The sequence below is a fragment of the Ornithinibacillus scapharcae TW25 genome (assembly GCF_000190475.1).
GTDB lineage: Bacteria > Bacillota > Bacilli > Bacillales > Amphibacillaceae > Ornithinibacillus > Ornithinibacillus scapharcae.
This window is the reverse complement of the sequence record NZ_AEWH01000071.1, coordinates 1-20,547: the sequence shown is the minus strand read 5'-3', so window position 1 is coordinate 20,547 and position 20,547 is coordinate 1. Positions and strand designations below refer to the sequence as shown.

Genomic DNA, 20,547 nt, shown 5'->3' with positions numbered 1-20,547 from the left:
CGGCTTGTCCTACTAAAAACCTCTCACTAGTTTTGCAAATTCTAGTTCTATTATTTTCCCCAACTGTATAAGTTTAATAGTAGGAATGCTAGAGACGAAATATGTAAAGGAGGGTGCCTTTTGAAAAAACGTAAATATACCAGTAAACAAATCCATAAGTTAAAAAAGAAGAAATCTGCAACCAAGACCCAATCGATACAAGCAAAACTTTCAGCAATTTCTACACCAAAAAAACCTTCATATCATAAAGGGCGCTTTAAATGGAAGTTGCCGGCAGTTGTTGTGTTTAGTCTGGCATTTATCATTCTGGCTGTTCCAACTTTGGTTGTCATCCCGTTTATTTCGAAAACGGAAGTGCAATCACAGTCCTTTAATCAGGAGCCTGAACATGAGGAGGTCTTACAGGAGGATTCTGCAGTCGAGGTTGCTGTAATGCGTACTCAGACAGAACAGATTGAAAATGTTCCCCTTGAAACCTATGTATCTGGCGTTGTAGCCTCTGAAATGCCGATTGAATTTGAGCCTGAAGCATTAAAGGCACAAGCACTAGCAGCAAGAACATATATCGTAAATAAAATGATTTATAATACAGAGGAAGTTTCTTCGGATGTTACGGACTCTATTCAAGATCAGGTATATAAAAGCGATGCAGAGCTCCGTACGAAATGGGGTAAAGATTACACGAAAAATATGGAGAAAATAACAGAAGCGGTTTTGGCAACTAAAGGAGAAATTATCACATACAATGACAAACCAATTGACCCACAGTTTTTCTCGACAAGTAACGGGTATACGGAGAACTCGGAAGACTACTATGTAACAGAGATACCCTATCTACGAAGTGTCCCTAGTCCATGGGACGAAGCTTCCCCATACTACTTAGATCAAGAGACATTTTCCATCGAACAAATTGAAGCAGCACTCGGAATCGACTTACCTAGTAATCAACAATTAAGTATTAAAGCAACCCGTACAAAAAGTAATCGGGTAGAAGAACTAGACCTAGCAGGAAACATCCTTTCAGGTAGAAAGGTAAGAGAAAAACTAGAATTACGATCCAATGACTTCACGATAGAGCAAAAGAACAATTTCTTAATCTTCACGACAAAGGGTAATGGTCACGGAGTAGGAATGAGTCAATACGGAGCAAACGGAATGGCTAAAGAAGGAAAAACCTACAAAGAAATTGTCCAATATTATTACAAAGATGTGAAAATAAGTAGCGTTGATGAAGCTGCACCAACCCTAGTCATGCAATAAACTAATGAAAATGCCTCCAGATTGTTCTGGGGACATTTTTTGTTGTGGAGGGGAGAGTTAATGCCGCACGAGGAGCTGGAAGAGCCGAGGGAAGTTGTCCGTAGTCGCGCGAGAAGGTGGGAAGAGCCGAGGGGAGTTGTCCGTAGTCGCGCGAGAAGTAGAAAAGTACCGCGGAAATAGTTGTAGGTCACGCCAGTCCGAGAAAACTCGCGCCAATAACAGAGAATGTCGCGCAGCTATGATGTGTTCGCGCGAGAATCAAGTTAGCTCTCGCGGTTTAGTGCCATACTCGCGTCAGTTATTGACATGGTCGCGTGATAAACATCGCTTGTCGCGCGACCCTAGCCTTTAGCCCAAGCTCAGCTTCTCATCTCAAGCCAATCCCCCGGCCCCACGCTCAACAAAAACCTACCAATCATTCTACCAAAACCAACTAAACATCCCATACCAACAGGTCCGAAAAACTTAATATCCCCAATTCTAAATAAAAAATGCATAAAAATATAAAAAAAGATTGGATGAATGTATAGTTTTTTCGTTTTCTGTTCAGAATGGTTGGTGAGGTGATGAATAAATGAAAGAGGAAAACAAAGCGCCAAAAAAAGGTTGGCAAGGTATTTTCCGTAAAAAGTGGTTTTTCCCTGCTGTATACTTAACGATTGCAGCTTTATTATTGGCAGCAGTGGTTTGGTATCAAAATTTGGATAATCAATTACCAGAGGCTGGGGATGACCAGGAGTTAGGTGAAAACTATAAACCAAATCCACATGATCAAGATGCTGCACCTGTAATAGACTCACAGGAAGTTATTAAAATGCCTGTAGCGGAACAGGAACAAGCAGAAATCGTAACGAAATTTTATGATTACGAAGCATCTCAGGAAGATCAAGAAAGTGCACTGATTCTTCATAACAACCGCTATTACCAAAGCACAGGCGTTGACATCGTCTACCCAAACGGTGAAGCATTCGATGTTCTAGCATCTTTAAGTGGTTCTGTTATGGAGGTAAAGGAAGACCCATTACTAGGAAATGTTGTCATTCTATCACATGAAAATGATGTGACAACGTATTATGCTAGTCTTGGAGAAGTAAGTGTTAAAGCTGGAGACGAAGTGAAACAAGGTGATGTGATTGGTACTGCCGGACAAAACATCTTCGGTCAAAACCATGGTACACATCTACACTTTGAAATCAGAAAAGCTGACACTGTATTTAACCCGGAAGAATTTTTTAATCAGCCTGTAAGCAAGCTAGAAGATAGTAAATCAGAAGATGTTTCTGAAGAGCAAGATACTAGCAGTATTAATTCTGAAGAAGTAGATTCTGAGAATGCTGAAAATGAGAATGTGGAAGAGGAAAAAACTACTGATTCCGATAAGGAAACAGAAGAAAAAGAATCTGGGGATGAAGCAAAAGAAGACACGTCAGGCGATTCATCTACCGATCAAGATTCAGCTGAATAATCTAAAAAGAAGTCCTAGCAAATCAATGCTAGGTTCTTTTTTTTTTTGTTTTACCTTGCCATCATTTACCAATCACCAAAATACGTCAAAAATCCTGTCTTTTCAAGGAGTTTAGCCGAAATATGTCGAACGATTATCCTTGTTTTAAGAAGGTAATGTGATACTATTAAAATATTGAAATAGTTACTAGAGATACTAGTGTTATTTTTAGTAACCAGACTGACTTATAAAATGACAATTCTAGCATGAAACGCTAACTTTGTAGGAGTTTGAAAGGACGGAACCCTCAAAAATGAACTATGGAAATATTAACCTACTGCCAGAACATATGACTTCTATTACGGAAAATGCTGAATTAACGATCGGGCAAGTTATATTATTACTTTCCCAAGAGCACAACGAACAAAATGTATTAGATTTAACACGCAAATTCTGTCTACAATCATCTTCATCTGAAATTCAGAAAAAAGGTATGGAATTTCTATACATGAACGGTTTTTACGAGGATTTAGACATCCTAATTGCTAAAAACCAAATTTCTCCAAATGAATCCAATCGACTATGGGCAGAGGTTTATCAAATCATGTTAGACCGCCGTGCTAAAAAATATCCTGTTGGCCAAATGCGCTTGCGTTTAAGAGAGATGAATACAACTGATCCAGAATTAAAATGCTTAATTGAACTTGTCATCGTGGATACATATTTTAATCAATTAGATTTTGGGAAAATCGGGAATTTACTAGACAAACAACAAGAATTATTCAGTCCGGTACAGGATAATTTTATGCTTTCTAGTTTTAATTTACGCCTTTATCAAAAATTATTTTTCTACTATTGGAAACGAAATGAATTGATTATGGCCCGTAAGTATGCGTTTCGAGCATTAAATCAAACCAATAGTCCAACTACAAAAGTGAATATGCATATGAACTTAGGCCTTACTTATACATTCGATACATATTATCAAGGTATGTATCATCTAAAGGAAGCACTGAAAATTGCAAACCAATATAAATTAGAGGGGCATGTGAAGAAGATTAGGTATCATTCCATCCCATTCTTAGCTGCACAATTTGGCAAAACAGAGGGTATTGAAACACCTGATATTATAGAAACGGCACATCTTGAGATTGCTAGAGGAAATTCGGAAAGAGCAATTGAGTTACTAGAGAAAAATAATATTTCTAGCCCATTCGAATTGTATTATTTGGGACTTGCTAAACGAGATAAGAACTTACTATCTGAATCACTTAATATGTTTGTATCTAGAAGTGATTACTTCTTTAGTAGATTACCAATGAATGCAATAAAAGAGTTAAAATCGTGATCCTTGTTATGTAGGATTCAACTTCAAGCCAAAAGTATAATGGAGGGAGGAGGTATAATATGGAAAAAATCAAAACTTTTACTTTCGCAATGTTCTTAGGTTTTGTTGTACTTTTCACATTGATTCAACCTGCTAGCTCATTATTAGCTGACCCTGAGTATGGAGATGTAGATTGATTTATTTTATAAAAAAATCTAGAAGTTGAGTCCATCATATAAAACCAAGAGTTCTATACAGTTGTGTATAGAACTCTTGGTTTTATTATTTTGCATTAAAAAACTCGCATTTTCCAGGAGGAGGAAGTACGAGTTTATTTTAGGTTAAAAAGGTAAAAGTGAGTAAAAATTCAAAATAAAATTAAAAAACACTTTGTCCCATCACCATTCAGCTGATTTTTAATCATAATCCCGTCTCTCGAATAATAAAATGTTACAAACCAAGCATTCAGTAAGTCTGAGGTGAGAGCTAATGTGGCTCTTTATGAACACATCGTAATTGCTTGATTACATATTTTTATAGCAACGATTTTTTATCTCATATCCTTCACTCATGAACTGTCCACTATTACTTACACTCCTTTCATAATAACAGTAAAAATAATGTAAATATGTAACTCAACATCTGTAGAAACAAAAACATCATAGCCACGGATTTTCCGCCTTTCGGTACGCAAGGGGATTTATGAAAAATGGTAAAACTCATTTTTCCTATCACCTTATTTCGTGTCTGACACCTCAGAAATATTCAACACAGGGAGGCGAACGGTGTGCACGATTACATCAAAGAAAGGACTATCAGGATTGGTGAACATATCGTCGAAACGAGGAAAACCGTCCGAGTGATAGCTAAAGAGTTTGGTGTTTCTAAAAGCACAGTCCATAAAGATTTAACCGAAAGATTGCCAGAAATCAACCCAGAATTAGCACAAAAGGTAAAAGAAATACTCGAATATCACAAATCCATCCGACACCTTCGAGGTGGAGAAGCAACCCGAAAGAAATATAAAACCACAGAAGAAACAAAAGCCACAACAGTAAGGTAAGCAAGTAGTATCATCATCCCTATTAAAGGAGGTGAATGGTAAGCGTACTTATGTTGAAAGGCTAGCTTACAACGAATTAGTGAGGAGTGGTAGCAACCATATTGTTTGAGTGTGAACGCACCCGGAAGTGAGGGTGCGTTTTAATTATGATGTGGGAGTAAACAGGAGCATAATTTGGAGCACCTTATAAGCCCTTTGATGTTGAAATATAGTCCCTGACCCTAACAACATAGTCCCACTACACACAAATATAGTCCCACCATCAAGCAAAATTCCTCCCAATTTTGCCAAATTAAATTTATCAGTCTTTTTTCCTAAATTAAGAAGTTTTATGTAGAAATTTGTGGTATTATATTGTATAAGTAGCATTGTGTTTTCGGACAGGTGCGGAAAGTTTTATACGAGGAGGATTTTGATGTTTTCTAGGGATATTGGGATTGACCTTGGAACTGCCAATGTGTTGATTCATGTAAAAGGAAAAGGAATTGTTTTAGATGAACCATCAGTTGTTGCGATGGATCGTAACACAGGCAGAGTTCTAGAGGTTGGAGAAGCTGCCCGACGCATGGTAGGACGGACACCAGGAAATATCGAGGCAATTCGTCCACTAAAAGATGGCGTTATTGCAGATTTCGATGTAACGGAAGCAATGTTAAAATACTTTATAAATAAAATTAATGTGAAAGGATTTCTTTCGAAGCCAAGAATGCTGATTTGCTGCCCAACAAATATTACAAAGGTTGAGCAAAAGGCTATTAAAGAGGCTGCCGAGAAATCCGGTGGAAAAAAGGTCTACTTAGAAGAAGAGCCTAAAGTGGCTGCCATTGGAGCTGGTATGGAGATTTATCAGCCAAGTGGAAATATGGTCGTGGATATTGGTGGAGGAACAACAGATGTTGCGGTTCTTTCCATGGGGGATATCGTTACATCTGAGTCCATCAAAATGGCTGGAGATAAATTCGACCAAGAAATTCTTCATTATATAAAACGTAAATATAAATTGTTAATCGGTGAGCGTACTGCAGAAGACATTAAGATTAATGTTGCAACAGTATTCAATGGAGGACGTAAAGAAGAAATGGATATCCGTGGTCGTGACATGGTATCTGGACTTCCACAGACAATTACTGTACGTTCTGCAGAAATTGAAGAAGCACTACGCGAATCAGTTTATATGATTGTACAAGGTGCAAAAACGGTATTAGAACGTACACCTCCTGAATTATCAGCCGATATTATAGATAGAGGCGTCATTTTAACTGGTGGTGGTGCTTTAATTCACGGCATCGACCAGCTTTTAGCTGAAGAGCTTAAAGTGCCTGTATTCATGGCTGAAGAGCCAATGCACTGTGTTGCAAAGGGTACAGGAATTATGCTGGAAAATATTGATAAAGTCGAGCGTAGAAATATCGTTTAAAATAACTGAAGGAGGCGTATTGTGATGCTAAGAGGTTTTTATACAGCAGCTAGCGGGATGTTATCGATGCAACGACAACAAGAAGCGTTAGCGAACAATATTGCAAATGCAAATACCCCTGGGTACAAGGCGGATCAAGCGACATTACGAGCGTTTCCTGAGATGCTTATACACCAAATGGGTTCACAAACTGTACCAACAAAACAACCAAAAAATTTCCCAGTTCAAAATCCAATTGGGTCAATCAATACGGGTGTTTATGTACAGGAATATGTTCCAAGTTATGTTCAAGGTTCATTAAAAGAAACTGGGGTTTCCACTGACCTTGCACTAATTGACGGAGTTTTTCCAGATGAAACAGGAAGTATTTTCTTCACCGTCCAAAACGAAAATGGTGAAGCTCGATATACAAGAAATGGTAACTTTACGGTTGATGGACAAGGTTTTCTAACAACAACACAAGGGTACTATGTTCTTGACCAAGCAGGTAATCCAATCCAAACTGGTGGAATGGAATTTACCGTTACACCAGATGCCCAACTTCAAGTTGGTGGTATGACTATTCCACTTGGTATTGCCTATGCTCCTGATGCAAATCAGTTAGAAAAAGAGGGTAATGGCTTATTTAATGGAGAAGCAGGACCAGTACCAGCTGGTGCGATGTTCACTGTTCAACAAGGATTCTTAGAACAATCCAATGTGGATGCAGTTCAAACCATGACACAAATGATGGAATCGTATCGTTCATTTGAAATGAATCAGCGTGTTCTAAAGGCTTATGATGAAAGCTTAGGAAAAGCGGTTAGTGAGATTGGACGAATTGGATAAGGTAAACATTAGAAGGGAGGGGACGTCATGTCTAGAACAATGATACAAGCAGCCGTTACCATGAATCAACTACAACAGAAGATAGATTTGATTGGTAATAACTTAGCAAATAGCCAAACTACTGGCTACAAGGCAAGAAATGCAGATTTTGCATCATTATTATTCCAACAAATAGATAACATGACAGACCCTGCAAATGCTCAAGGTAGATTAACACCAGACGGCGTTCGAGTTGGCTCTGGTGCAAGATTAGGATCTGTTAATATTGATTTATCACTTGGTTCTTTAAAAGAGACTGGACGTGCATTAGATGTTGCGCTTTTACAGCCTAATCATTTATTCCAAGTACAAGTAACAGAAAATGGTGTACAAGAAACTCGTTTTACTCGTGATGGAGCGTTTTACTTAAGCCCGATTAATAATGAAGTCATGTTAACAACAAAAGACGGTGATCCTGTTATTGGTACTAACGGACAACCTATTAGATTCGCAGATGGTTTTAATGACATCCAAATCGATGAAGATGGGTTCATCAACGTGAAATACGGTGCTTATTCCGCAACTGTTGGACAATTGTCTGTAGTAGAAGCGGTTCGTCCGAGATTGTTAGAAGCTACGGGAAATAATAATTTCAGACTACCTGATTTGGCAGCACTTGGATTTAACGAAGCAGAAATCATTCAAGCAGTACCAGCTTCCTTAAAGAGTGGCACACTTGAAATGTCTAACGTAAACATGGGGAAAGAATTAACAGACTTAATTACTACACAACGTGCCTACCAATTTAATGCTCGTACCATTTCAATGGGTGATCAAATGTCAGGATTAATTAACCAATTACGTTCATAAGATTAAAAGATGATTGACGCAACTATGACAATCACTTATAGTTAAAACAGAATGTTAGTATGGAATAGGTGAACCAAGTTATGTCCACAACAAACCAAACTGAAGAAATTAGGAAAGATACTGCTACGAAAAAAAAGCGGTTAGAAGTTAAAGCCGAACGAAAACAGCAGTCAACCAGACGAAAAGCAGAAACCGAACCGAAGTCTGTCTTGCCTAACGAAGACAAGAAAGCTTCTTTAAGAGAAGAGATACGTAGAAGGTCTGCAAATGCTGAACTGGAACAGACTGAAACGCTCAAACAAACTCGTAGACAACAAAAGAAAAAGCAAAAAGAAGAAAAGCGCAAGAATAGAAAACCTAGATTGCGAATTTTTCCTATTTGGGCTAGAATCATTGTTGTGAGTGTCTTGTCAGTAATTGCATTAGCTGTTGGTTTAATGATTGGCTATGGTGGACTAGGCGATGGTGAACCGAGAGATGCGCTAAAATGGGAGACCTGGCAGCACATCATTGATATTGTTAAAAAAGAAGAATAATCGAAGCCTGTATCCGCTCTTGGGTACAGGTTTTTTTGGTAGTTAGGAAAGTATAAAATTTTTTGCCGATATAAGAAAAACGAACACATACGCTAAGGGACAAGCAAATACGAGTTTTTCTGATTATGTCTTTAAGTTTCGTTCCATATTGAAAGGATATTACCCATCGATATTCCAATTGATAAGGATTAGAAAAGAGGTCTAGACATGTTTTTTCTTCAAATGTCGGGATTCCCAGGTTCCGGTAAATCAACCCTTGCAAAAGAAATAGCAAGGCAAAAGAATGCAGTTTTAATTGATCATGATGTGGTAAAATCAGCTTTGCTGGACAATTCGATGAATATGGATTCAACCTTGGTTGGTAGTATTTCCTATCACATCGAATGGGCTCTAATTGAATCCAATCTTGCTGTTGGTAATAGTGTTATACTCGATAGTCCATGTCTATATGAGACAATGATAGAAAAGGGAGAATGCTTGGTAGACAAATACCATTGCAAGTATAAGTATATTGAGTGCCTGTTAAATGACTTCGATGAAATAAATAATCGGCTTAAACAACGAGATAAAATGCCAAGTCAAATTCGTGAAGTTAATTCTGAAGAGAATTTTCAAGCGACTTTAGCTAATAGTAAAAAGCCAAAGCATCACCAAATTCTAACAATTAATACGGCAATGCCTTTTGAAACGTACATAAAAGAAGTAATGGAATATATGAGCAGATAAAAATTATCTATTCTTACATAAAGATTAGCGAATGCCAGTTATTCTAATAATGTTAATTTCAACAAGTTCTCTGATATAATAAGAAAAAATACATAAAAGGAGCGTTCTATTTTGGATATTAATGAAATAAAACAAATTATTCCCCACCGCTACCCATTCTTATTAGTGGACAAGGTATTAGAAATGGAAGAGGGTAAGCGTGTTGTAGGACTTAAAAATGTAAGCGTAAATGAACCATTTTTCCAAGGTCATTTTCCTGACTACCCAGTTATGCCAGGTGTTCTGATTGTGGAAGCATTAGCACAGGTAGGAGCTGTTGCAATGCTAGGAAAAGAAGAAAACCGAGGTAAATTAGGGTTCTTAGCGGGAGTAGATAAATGTCGATTTAAACGTCAAGTGAAGCCTGGAGACCAGTTGAAACTAGAAGTTGAGATTGTTCGAGTGAAGGGGCCAATTGGAAAAGGAAAAGGAATTGCAACAGTTGATGGTGAACTTGCTTGTGAAGCAGAAATCACATTTGCAATTAAATAGGGGAAAAGATGCTGCCAAAATGATTGGTAGCATCTTTTTTTTAGTCCTTTAGGATGATTTATGAGGAAACAGATGGAATATAGTTTGGCAAATTACGTCATTTTTCTACAAAATCGGTATCAACTATGCTGAAATTGGGTAAGCTAATGCCGACAAAGTTATTACAACAAGGAGGAAAATGTCATGAACAAAAAATGGCTAGTTAAGTTAGGTGCACCTGTATTAGCATTATCACTAATGGCAGCATGTGGTAACGACGATACGGAAGATCCTATCGAAGATCCTGTAGAGGACGAAGCTCCGTTAAACCAAGAAGATGATAACGGAACTGATAATAATCTTGAAAATGGTGGTACTGACGGCGGTGACGACGGTATGCTAGATCAAAATGGTACTGATGATGGCAACGACCTGAATGACGACGGTCAAAATGATGGCGATGCAGGTACTGGCAATGGCGATCAAGGTACTGGTACTGGAACTGAAAACGGTGAAGATGACGAAAACCGATAAAAGAACTTATAACTCCTGATTCGTATCCATTAAAATCTGGGGTTCGTTCTTATCTTATGAAATAATAATCCCCTTCCAAGGGGATTATTTTATTATTTCCAGTAAAATAAAAAACATTTGCCATAAGGGGCAAATGTTTAGAACACACGGATTATAATTTGATATCTACACTTTTTCCAAGCGTTGGATGTGGAGCATTTGCAACCGATTGACTTAACATTTCAGTCAATTGGTTTCCTTGTTGTTGCATAAGATTTTTTACATTAGCCATGATAGCCAAACTAGCATCGGAACGTACTTTACTGTTTGACATAACAACTGACATTGCTGCGATATCCATTTGAAAACCCCCTAGTATCATTAGTCCTATTGTAGCATATAGGTAAACCTAAGGTACATATTTTTTCATTTATAATTCTAGTATAAGAACGCATGATGTAGTTAAAATTAGACTGAATGGCCTATTTATGATTTAATTTTTATTGTAATTTAAATTTTGAAAAGGTATGGTGATGGAATTTTGGACGTCCCACTGATTTCTATCAGTATTGTTCTCATTTTAATAGTGGCTAATGGTATATTTGCCATGACAGAAATTGCAATTGTAACCTCTCGTAAGGCTAGACTAGAAAGAATCGCAGAAGATGGTGACAAACGTGCGACCTATGCACTTAAGCTAGCGGAAGAACCGAATCAGTTGTTATCTACCATTCAAATTGGGATAACATTAATTGGAGTCGTAACTGGTGCGTTTGGTGGAGCCGCAATTGCAAGCAAATTAGCTCCTGTTATTGGGAAGATCGATGTTCTTGCGGAGTTTAGTTCCCAGATTAGTATGTTCATCGTTATTGCAATTACTACTTATTTATCGTTAATTATCGGTGAATTGGTACCAAAACGTATCGGGATGAACAATCCTGAGAAAGTAGCGTTATCGATTGCAAAACCGATGTACTATTTCTCAAAAGTAGGTAAACCACTTATTTGGGTACTCAGTAAGTCAACCGAATTTGTTCTGAAAATATTCGGTATTAAACAAAATAAAGAACCTGACGTGACGGAAGAAGAGATTACACAGCTTATTGAACAAGGTGTTTTTAGCGGTGTAGTAGAGGAAATAGAACACGAAATGGTGGAGCAAATATTTTTCATGGGAGATCAACGTGTTGGTGATATTTTAACGCCAAGGACCTACCTAGAATGGATTGACCTCGAAGATTCACTTGAAGAAAATTTGAAAATCATGAGTACTAGCAACCATTCCTCTTTTCCAGTTGGTGAAGGAAGTCTTGATAATTTAAAAGGAATTATTCATACAAAAAATGTATTTACCCAATTAATTAAAAGAGAAGATTTTAATTTAGAAAATTGTGTCGAAAAAGCCCTAGTACTACCTGAGGCAATGATGGCATTCCAAGCACTAGAAAAAATTAAAGATTCCGGAATGCATCAAGCTGTTGTTATTGATGAGTATGGTGGTATCGAGGGAATGGTTACTCTGCACGATTTTATTGAAAATATAGTAGGTGCAATGCCAGGATTAAACGACGTGGACCCACAAATCATTCAACGTGACGAAAATTCATGGCTAGCAGACGGATTAATCTCACTAGAAACTTTTAAACGTTATTTTGATATAGATGAATTAGAAGAATTGCGAAGTGAATCACACACACTAGGTGGTTATATCACCACATACTTGGGAGACATTCCAAAGGTTAGTGACACCATTCAAGTAGAGGATTTAGTGCTTGAAGTAGTAGACATGGACCATGTGCGAGTAGACAAGGTCATGATAACTCGAATTGAAGAGGAATTTATTGAGGAAGAATAGAGGGGAATGCCATCGAGAATGGCTTTCCCTTTTTTGGTTTGTTTAGGAAGGCTTAGTTCAAAGGCATAGTCCCTTGAGTGGTTGGTATAGTCCTGGTATGGAAAAACATAGTCCCACCCAAGGTAGATATAGACGGCATGGAAAAACATAGTCTCTCCCAAAACAACATCCCACATTCAAACAAAAAACACAATTGTAGCAACAACTACAATTGTGTTCGACTTTTCTTCCCAGCGGTTTTCAGGATAATTTGATTAATTACCTCTGAAAACATCAGCCCCATGGCTATGCCGCCAGCTAAAAGCATGACTTTTACAGAGTATTCAAAAGCCTGCATATAGTCGTTTTCGACAAAACTGCGCATGGCATTATAAGCCATGCCTCCTGGTACAAGTGGGATAATGCCGGATACATTGAATATGATGATTGGTGTTTTATACATCTTAGAGAACAATCGGCTAATGATAGCAACGAGTATTGCCGCTAGAATGGTTGCTGGTACAGGGTCCATTCCTCTTTCAACAAGGACATAATAGACAATCCATCCTAACATTCCATTCAAACCACATTGTATTAATACTTTTTAGGTGCATTAAATAAAATACCAAAACCTGCAGATGCGATAAAGCTTGTAATAAGTTGGGCAACAATTCCCATTCTGTCAGACCTCCGATCGATACATTAATCTATTCTAAACGAAAACGGCTACTAACTGCAATCTCTCCATACTTTCTTTATCCAAAATTAACAGGAATACACTGGGGAAAATGCAGAACTTTGTAAGAAAATAACACGTTTTGTGTTTGAAAAAGTATAAATGTGAAAGATTCACTAGAAAACTGTTTGAATTAGAAGACCTTTATACTATAATTTAAGGTAATAATAGTTTGGAAACTAGTTCAATAGTTACACGAATTATGTTATTAAATCACAAACACCTACTTATTCTGAGGTAAGTGATTCCAAAAGAACAAATGCAAATTTTCTATTCTGACTTTTTAAAGGAGAGCTATCATGACTACGAACAATTCGACAGAATCAGATATGTTACGTTTGTTATTTCAAGAAAATTCCAACAACCATATTAGTCAAGACGCTCTTTCTAAAGTAATCAGCTATTATGCGTCCCTGGGGAATAACACGGCGGACTTTATTATGGTGTTCTCCGCAAATGGAGAGTTGCGTTCAATAAATAAAAATCAGAATGATAACTTGATACATATAGAAAATATAGGCGATTTTAAGCGTATTCTTTTAAAAAGGTCCTATGTAGAGCTTGAAAAAGCATTTGAAAATGCACGGAGTGGAAATACAGAACACCTAGAGATCCAGGTGAAACGAAAAAGAATTTTCTACAGTATGATGCTGATTCCATTACATAGCCAATCTGATAAAGTGGATGGTATCGGGATTGTTATCCAAGATATTACCGTACATAAGCAGGAACTTGCAGGATTACAAAATGAAAACAAAAGCTATAAGCTTATTTTTGACCATCTCCATATTGGTGTTTGGGTTTTAGAATATAGCACTGGGAAACTGACATTTGCTTCCAAAGGCTTGGCCGATTTATATCAATATCCATTGAAGGTTTTTTATCGAGAAAAACTGAATATTTACGATGTGATTGAAGCGGTAGTCCACCCGGATGATAGGGGTTATATGCGAGATGAAGCAAGGAAGATTCTTACTAGCGGGGAATCGATTCTAATACGTTATCGTATCCGGTGTTTAGATGGTACTGAGAAGTGGCTCACATGTCATACAGCACCATATTACGACGAGAATGGGAAAATTACGCATATTTTTGGGGTACAGACGGATATTACAGATGATGTAAGACTTCAAGAACAACTGAAATATTCAGCCAATCATGATTTGCTGACTACCCTACCAAACCAAAGAAGTTTAGATGAAAAGCTAGATAGCCTATTCCAAGCAAAGAAACCATTCGCACTGTTGTTTTTTAATTTAGACCGTTTCTCTGTGATTAACGGATCATTAGGGTATCAAATTGGTGATGAAGTTTTGATTTCAATTGGAACAAGACTGAATAAATTATTGCCAAAAAACAGCTTTGTGGCACGCTTAAAAAGCAATGATTTTATTATTCTTTATGAGGATTACGAGACGAAAGATAGTGTCATGAAGTTTACCGAGGAACTCATTCAAGATATTCGCAAGCCACTAACTATTGGGGAGTACGAGATTAATATGACCTCTAGTGTTGGCGTTAGTCTGTATCCAGAGGATGGCGAGACAAAGGAAAGTCTCATGGACAAAGCCCATTCTGCACTAAGTCATGCTAAAAAGACGGGGCGAAACACATATAGACTCTACTCCTATTCAAAGGATACGGCATTTCAGCGTAAGCTTATGATCGAAAAAGATATGGTGGAAGCACTGGAAAAAGAAGATTTCGAATTATATTATCAGCCTTTAGTAGAAACTCAAACAGGTAGAATAGAAGGGGCAGAGGCATTAATTCGTTGGAATCATAAGAAGTGGGGATTAATTTCACCAGGAGAGTTTATTCCGATTGCAGAGGAAAACCACCTCATTAGTGATATCAGTGACTGGGTAATTAAAGAAGCATGCTCCCAAATGAAACAGTGGCGAGATAAGGGATTAAAATTAATCCCAATATCCGTTAATATATCGCCAATTCGACTGATGAAAAAGGGCCTCACAGATTATGTGAGAGACCAGCTAGAAGCATATCATATACCAGCTGAATATTTAGGTGTTGAAATAACGGAGGGCTCACTATTAAAAAGTGAAAAAGGCGTTATTACCACACTTGCAGAGTTGAAAGAATTAGGAGTCAGAGTTGCCATTGATGATTTTGGTACTGGCTTCGCTTCGTTAAATTACCTGCGTGAATACCAAGCAGATACATTGAAAATTGATCAGGTGTTCATCCAGAGTAAAGATGGCCAGGTAGAACGGGATAATATCATTGTAGGTTCTGTTATGGAAATGGCAAGAGGGCTTAACATGAGAATTATTGCGGAGGGCGTTGAGGAATATGGTCAATATCGTTTCCTGAAAAATCGTCACTGTGATTTAATTCAAGGTTATCTATTTTCTCGTCCAGTTCCGGTGTTGGATTTTGAAAGATTATTAGTAAAAGGCGTATTAGAACCAGATCCAGAAAAAATAGAAAAGGATCGGATCCGGCGAATGAATGTGAAATAATAAGGGGGAAGGGTCTGTAACCAATCTTGGTCAGACCCTTTCATCGTAAATTGAAAAAGTATAGAATTGTTCCCCATTTATAGTAGTAGCACGAGCGAATCTAATCGTGTTTTTCAATTTCATTTTATCTAAACAAAAGCTAAAACTACAGCAATCCCTGCACCAATTGCAAAGGCGGTTAGCATCGCTTCTGCCCCTTTGGAAAGACCAGCAATTAAATGACCTGCTAAAAGGTCACGTACTGCGTTCGTAATATGGAGACCTGGTACGAGAGGCATAACAGCTCCAATAATAATCTTCTCGAGTTCATCCCCGAGTCCAGTACTTACAAACCCTACGGCGATTAATCCGATAATAAACGAAGCCACGAATTCCGAAATAAATCGAATTTCCACCAATTTATCAAACCACAAAAACACGAGAAATCCAATCCCGCCTGTTACGAGGGATGGAAGGAAGTCAGCCCAAATTCCTCCAAACATGATTGTAAAACAGCCACTAGCTATGGCGGCAATAAGAATCATTATTTTACTAGAATAGGTAAATGGTCGCTTTTCTAGTATTATTAACGCCTCGAGTGCTTCATCTAAATTAATATCTCCAGCTGCAATCTGTCGTGAGATATGATTCACTTGAGCAATTTTATTCAAGTCCGTTGTTCTTCTTTCAATTCGCATCATATTTGCAGTCCCAGCCTGGTCTACTGAAAAGTTGATTCCGGTAGGTGTAGCATAGCTTTGCGAACTTTCAATACCAGCTGCTCGAGCAATCCGATTCATCGTATCCTCCACCCGGTATGTTTCCGCACTACTCTCTAGCATAATCTTGCCAGCAAGCATGCATATTTTCGTTACTTGTTCATTTTTTTCCAAGATGTCATCAACCCCGAACTGTAATTTCATTACCTTATTATAGTCTGGATTTCGTTGAGATGAAAGGGAGAGGGATTCGAGAGAAGGAAAAAATACTTGGTGCATAATTCGAACCAAGAAAAGGACCTCCAATTCGGGAGGTCCTTATGTCTTGTAATTAGGGCATCATCATGAACAAACCTACTAACGAAACTATCGGAATAGCATTAATCAACATAAGTACAAGCATGGAAAAGTGGGTAACTTTTTGTTTGGATTCTTCTGGAACACCAACGGAACGCTGTAGAAAAATAAAGAACGCGGCAAAAATCATAGAAAAGATAACGATTGCACCAGGTATGTATAGGTCTTCCATAGAAGAAGCGGGTGAAGCATTCATTAATCCAAACACGATTAGGATGAGCGGGATTGTCTCCGCAATAGCTACGCCAATAAAGAACTTGGTTTGAATGTTACCATACTCCTCAGGGTTTTCCTTCAGTTTATCCACATTTTTCTTAAATACTAATAATATCGAAATAACAGCTAAAATGGCAGCAAACGCAAAATAGTAAGCATTATCCAATTTTAAGCACTCCTTTCTGAAAATTAAAATTCATTGGTATCATAGCACAAGAATTTAGACTCGACAATGATAAAAGCATATCTGTAAAGCGGATTCACTTCATTAAGGGAGCTATTAAAATGCTACTAAAAATAAAAAATTCGTGAAAGTCGGAATCATCAATAAATATATTGACCCATGACTTTAGTACCTTGTCTAATAATTAAGAAAAATCTATCATTAGTAATACTAAGTTAATAGATTACTAGCCTAAAGTGTTGGTACGAATTACTTAGATTAGGAAGTTAAACTTTAATAGAGGAGGAAGGAAATGCTTAAGAGGATTTCGGTATTATTCGTAATTTTTCTATTAGCGTTCAGTTCTGTTTCCTTTGCTGCACCTGGAAACATTGTCGTTAATAGCAATCTTCAGAAGGGAAGTCTTTCTGATGAATTAGTAGAAACAATCGATCCAAACCAAGTCGTTCGTGTCACTGTCGAGATGGATGGTGAAGCACCGATTGAACAGGCTACCAAAAAAGGAGTTAAGTTTGGTGACTTAAGCGTAGCTGAGAAGAAGAAGCTTCTAAACGAGGCGAAAGCAAAGAAAAACTCAGCAAAAAAAGCAATGAAGGATAAAAAGATTGATGCAAAATACCTCCAGGAATTTGATGCTGTTGTGAATGGCTTTAGTGCTGAGGTAAAAGCAGGCGATATTGAAGCAATTAAAGAACTTCCTAATGTAAAAAATGTTGTTATTTCTACTTTATATGAAAAGCCAATTGTAAAACCAGATATGGCTTATAGTAAAGAGTTAGTTCAAGCGCAACAAGCTTGGAATGACTATGGCTATAAAGGGGAAGGCATGGTAATCGGGGTAATCGACTCTGGTGTTGACCATGACCACCAAGATTTAGTGCTACCAGCAGATACGGAGGCAGCATTAAGTGAACAAGAAGTGAATCAGGTAATTACAGAAGAAGGTTTACCTGGACGTTATTATACAGAAAAAGTACCTTATGGTTATAACTACTATGATAAAAACCATGAATACACTGACTTTAATGGTAGCTCAGGTGCACATGGTATGCACGTAGCTGGTACAGTTGGTGCAAATGGTGATGAAGATAATGGCGGTATTGTTGGTATCGCGCCAGAAGCACAAATACTAAACTTAAAGGTATTCAGTAATGATCCTGCTATTGGTGGAACATATAGTGATATTTATATCGCTGCAATTGATGATGCAATCAAATTAGGAGCGGATGTACTAAATATGAGTTTAGGTGCCCCAGCTGGATTTGTAACACATGATTCTCCAGATCAACAGGCTGTTTCTCGTGCGGTTGACAATGGAATTATGATGGCAATTTCTGCAGGGAACTCTAATCTTTATGGAGATGGTTTCTTCTATCCATATGCATCGAATCCGGATTATGGTGTCAATGGGTCACCAGGGGTTTCGTATGATTCCTTACAAGTTGCTTCATTTGAAAACAGCTTCACTTCTGTTGATGAACTAACTTATGCAATCAATGGCGGTGAGCAAATAGCTGCAGGATTTATGTCAGCAGGAGCAGTTGCTCCAACTGTTGGCACTACAGTGGAATTAGTAGAAGCTGGACTTGGACATCCTGCAGATTTTGAAGGGAAAGACGTAGAAGGCAAATTTGCTTTAGTACAGCGTGGCGAATTAGACTTTGTTACAAAAGCACTTAACGCACAAGCTGCAGGTGCAGCCGGGGTTATCGTCTATAACAATACAGATGGCATGATTAATATGGCTACTGATCCTGCAATTGTGATTCCACAATTATTCCTAGCAAAAGTCGATGGGGATGCACTTGCTGAAGCATTGAGAAATGGTCAAACTGCAACAGTAACATTTTCAGGTGGTAAAACAGCAGTTCCAAACACAGAAGCAGGGAAGATGAGCGCATTCACGTCTTGGGGGTTAACACCTAACCTTGATTTCAAACCGGAAATCACTGCTCCTGGTGGACAAATTTACTCCACAATCAACAATGGAGAGTATGGTATTAAGAGTGGTACATCCATGGCTGCTCCACACGTATCTGGTGGTAGTGCGCTAGTAATGCAACGTGTTGATGAGGAGTTCGGTTATGAAGGAAGAGATCGTGTAGAGCTTGCTAAGAAACTATTAATGAATACTTCTGTTCCAGTAGAATTAGAGGGAGTAGATGTTTCACCACGTCGTCAAGGTGCTGGACTTATGCAATTGCATGCAGCATTAAGTACTCCTGTTGTTGTAACAGAGTCCAATACGGACGAATCAAAGGTAGCATTAAAAGAGATTACTAAGAATACAGTTTCCTTTAATTTAACAGCGAAAAACTTCTCTGATGAAGCAGCTAGCTATGAAGTAAGTGCTAATGCACTTTCGGATGTCCCTGTTAATGCAGGAAATGTCTATGTAACGGTACCAAATGATTTCGGATCACTTGACCTAGGCCAAGTTGCAACAGTAAATGGACAAGCAGTCAGCACAGTCGAAGTTCCTGCAAATGGATCTGTTTCATTTAAAGTAACAATCGATGTGAGCGATTGGGATGCTGACTTGAAGTCATATTTTGAAAATGGTTACTGGTTAGAAGGATTTGTTACATTAGTTGACCCTACTGATAAAAATCCAACTCTTACGGTACCATACGCTGGCTTCAAAGGTGAGTGGGATGCTGCTCCAATCTTTGACCTGCCTATGTGGGATGATCTATCATTTTACGGTGTAACAGGTGTTGTAACTTCTCTTGGTGGAGGAGACTTCGGACACTTAGGATATGATGCCGCAACTGATTCCTATGACCCTGCAAAAATAGCATTCTCACCAAATGGTGATGGATATCTAGATGACGCTGGATTAGCTCTATCGCTCTTGCGTAATGCAGAAGAAGTTACATTTAATGTGTTAGATTCAAAAGGAAAAGTTGTTGATACCATTGCAACAGAATCCTTCTTAAGAAAAGATTATTATGATAGTGGCCGCGGTAGTCATTACAAGATTTCCTCCAACTGGATGTGGGATGGAAAAGATAAGCGTGGTAAAAAGGTTAAAGATGGTTTGTATTACTTACAAGCCGTAGGTGAAATCGATTGGGATGGAGCTAAGAAAGACTCTATTAAACTCCCAGTTTTACTAGACACAGATGAGCCTGATGTGAAAGCTGACATAAAACGTGGAAAACGCGAGCTAACAGTAGCTGTTTCCGATAATAAAGGTAGTGGAGTAGCAGCTTGGCAGATTTTCGTTAATGGAAAAGATGTCACTGGTGTTATGACAGATGTGGAACAATATAAGCTTAAAAATATCCACCCAAGCTCAGTTGTTACCGTTTATGTAGAAGATAATGCTGGAAACTTTGCAGAAGAGAATGTGCTAGGACCTAAAGGCAAAGGAAAAGGGAAGCATAAAAACTTAAAAGATAAGCATAAAGAAAAACATAAAGGTAAGAGATAAGGAATTTAGAAGAGAGGGCAGACTCCTGTGAGGAGCTGCCCTTTTTTGGTCCTTCTCATCTTCAATAGACAAACTCACTCAATTGGAGCTTATCATCGTGTTCTTGAGAGGGGGTGGAGTAAGTGGGTTC

The 20,547-nt window shown here is 38.1% G+C and carries 17 protein-coding genes and 1 pseudogene; 14 read left to right on the top strand and 4 right to left on the bottom strand.

Features of this window, described 5'->3' with window-relative positions; genetic code table 11:
* Positions 1–120 precede the first annotated feature (120 nt).
* The 11 genes from spoIID to G5W_RS0119360 all read left to right on the top strand — a co-directional run bounded on the left by spoIID (position 121) and on the right by G5W_RS0119360 (position 10,494).
* Positions 121–1,260: a stage II sporulation protein D gene (spoIID, locus tag G5W_RS0119420; protein ID WP_010099253.1), complete on the top strand. Its 1,140-nt coding sequence runs from the start codon at positions 121–123 to the stop codon at positions 1,258–1,260.
* A gap of 574 nt (positions 1,261–1,834) precedes the next feature.
* Positions 1,835–2,725 carry a stage II sporulation protein SpoIIQ gene (locus G5W_RS0119410; protein ID WP_010099250.1) on the top strand — a complete coding sequence of 297 codons (891 nt, stop codon included), beginning with the start codon at positions 1,835–1,837 and terminating at the stop codon, positions 2,723–2,725.
* Between the two features lie 292 nt (positions 2,726–3,017).
* Positions 3,018–4,052: an AimR family lysis-lysogeny pheromone receptor gene (locus G5W_RS0119405; RefSeq protein ID WP_010099249.1), complete on the top strand. Its 1,035-nt coding sequence runs from the start codon at positions 3,018–3,020 to the stop codon at positions 4,050–4,052.
* Positions 4,053–4,818: 766 nt separating this feature from the next.
* Positions 4,819–5,094 carry a sporulation transcriptional regulator SpoIIID gene (gene spoIIID, locus G5W_RS0119395; protein ID WP_010099247.1) on the top strand — a complete coding sequence of 92 codons (276 nt, stop codon included), beginning with the start codon at positions 4,819–4,821 and terminating at the stop codon, positions 5,092–5,094.
* 415 nt (positions 5,095–5,509) lie between these two features.
* Complete coding sequence (gene mreB / locus G5W_RS0119390) at positions 5,510–6,511, top strand: rod shape-determining protein (RefSeq protein ID WP_010099246.1); 1,002 nt, start codon at positions 5,510–5,512, stop codon at positions 6,509–6,511.
* Between the two features lie 24 nt (positions 6,512–6,535).
* A complete protein-coding gene (locus G5W_RS0119385) occupies positions 6,536–7,339 on the top strand; it encodes a flagellar hook-basal body protein (RefSeq protein ID WP_010099244.1) in 804 nt (267 codons plus the stop codon).
* A 27-nt stretch (positions 7,340–7,366) separates the two neighbouring features.
* On the top strand, positions 7,367–8,188 hold the full coding sequence (locus tag G5W_RS0119380) for a flagellar hook-basal body protein (protein WP_010099242.1): 822 nt from the start codon (positions 7,367–7,369) through the stop codon (positions 8,186–8,188).
* Positions 8,189–8,268: 80 nt separating this feature from the next.
* Entirely contained in the window at positions 8,269–8,724 is a 456-nt protein-coding gene (locus G5W_RS24760; protein WP_010099240.1) for a DNA-directed RNA polymerase subunit beta, read from the top strand.
* Positions 8,725–8,931: 207 nt separating this feature from the next.
* Positions 8,932–9,450 (top strand): P-loop nucleotide/nucleoside kinase family protein, encoded by a 519-nt coding sequence (locus G5W_RS0119370; RefSeq protein WP_010099238.1) that lies wholly within the window; start codon positions 8,932–8,934, stop codon positions 9,448–9,450.
* A 108-nt stretch (positions 9,451–9,558) separates the two neighbouring features.
* The gene (fabZ, locus tag G5W_RS0119365) at positions 9,559–9,981 is read left to right on the top strand and encodes a 3-hydroxyacyl-ACP dehydratase FabZ (RefSeq protein ID WP_029191203.1); all 423 of its coding nucleotides are present in this window, start codon (positions 9,559–9,561) and stop codon (positions 9,979–9,981) included.
* 183 nt (positions 9,982–10,164) lie between these two features.
* Positions 10,165–10,494, top strand: coding sequence for a hypothetical protein (locus G5W_RS0119360; RefSeq protein WP_010099233.1), 330 nt, complete (start codon positions 10,165–10,167; stop codon positions 10,492–10,494).
* A gap of 151 nt (positions 10,495–10,645) precedes the next feature.
* Here the strand turns inward: G5W_RS0119360 and G5W_RS0119355 are convergent, their stop codons facing one another.
* Complete coding sequence (locus G5W_RS0119355; RefSeq protein ID WP_010099231.1) at positions 10,646–10,834, bottom strand: YjfB family protein; 189 nt, start codon at positions 10,832–10,834, stop codon at positions 10,646–10,648.
* A 180-nt stretch (positions 10,835–11,014) separates the two neighbouring features.
* Between G5W_RS0119355 and G5W_RS0119350 the strand changes: the two genes are divergently transcribed.
* Complete coding sequence (locus G5W_RS0119350; RefSeq protein ID WP_010099229.1) at positions 11,015–12,328, top strand: hemolysin family protein; 1,314 nt, start codon at positions 11,015–11,017, stop codon at positions 12,326–12,328.
* Positions 12,329–12,533: 205 nt separating this feature from the next.
* Here G5W_RS0119350 and G5W_RS22590 read toward each other — a convergent pair.
* Positions 12,534–12,985: pseudogene (locus tag G5W_RS22590) on the bottom strand (threonine/serine exporter family protein).
* Positions 12,986–13,342: 357 nt separating this feature from the next.
* Here G5W_RS22590 and G5W_RS21725 point away from each other — a divergent pair.
* On the top strand, positions 13,343–15,526 hold the full coding sequence (locus tag G5W_RS21725; RefSeq protein WP_010099226.1) for a sensor domain-containing protein: 2,184 nt from the start codon (positions 13,343–13,345) through the stop codon (positions 15,524–15,526).
* A 128-nt stretch (positions 15,527–15,654) separates the two neighbouring features.
* Here G5W_RS21725 and G5W_RS0119335 read toward each other — a convergent pair whose 3' ends face one another.
* Positions 15,655–16,515, bottom strand: coding sequence for a threonine/serine exporter family protein (locus G5W_RS0119335; protein WP_010099225.1), 861 nt, complete (start codon positions 16,513–16,515; stop codon positions 15,655–15,657).
* Positions 16,516–16,555: 40 nt separating this feature from the next.
* Positions 16,556–16,963: a hypothetical protein gene (locus G5W_RS0119330; protein WP_010099224.1), complete on the bottom strand. Its 408-nt coding sequence runs from the start codon at positions 16,961–16,963 to the stop codon at positions 16,556–16,558.
* A gap of 310 nt (positions 16,964–17,273) precedes the next feature.
* On the opposite strand from G5W_RS0119330, the gene G5W_RS21720 reads away from it, so the two are divergent.
* Positions 17,274–20,417 (top strand): S8 family serine peptidase, encoded by a 3,144-nt coding sequence (locus G5W_RS21720; RefSeq protein WP_010099223.1) that lies wholly within the window; start codon positions 17,274–17,276, stop codon positions 20,415–20,417.
* Positions 20,418–20,547 lie beyond the last annotated feature (130 nt).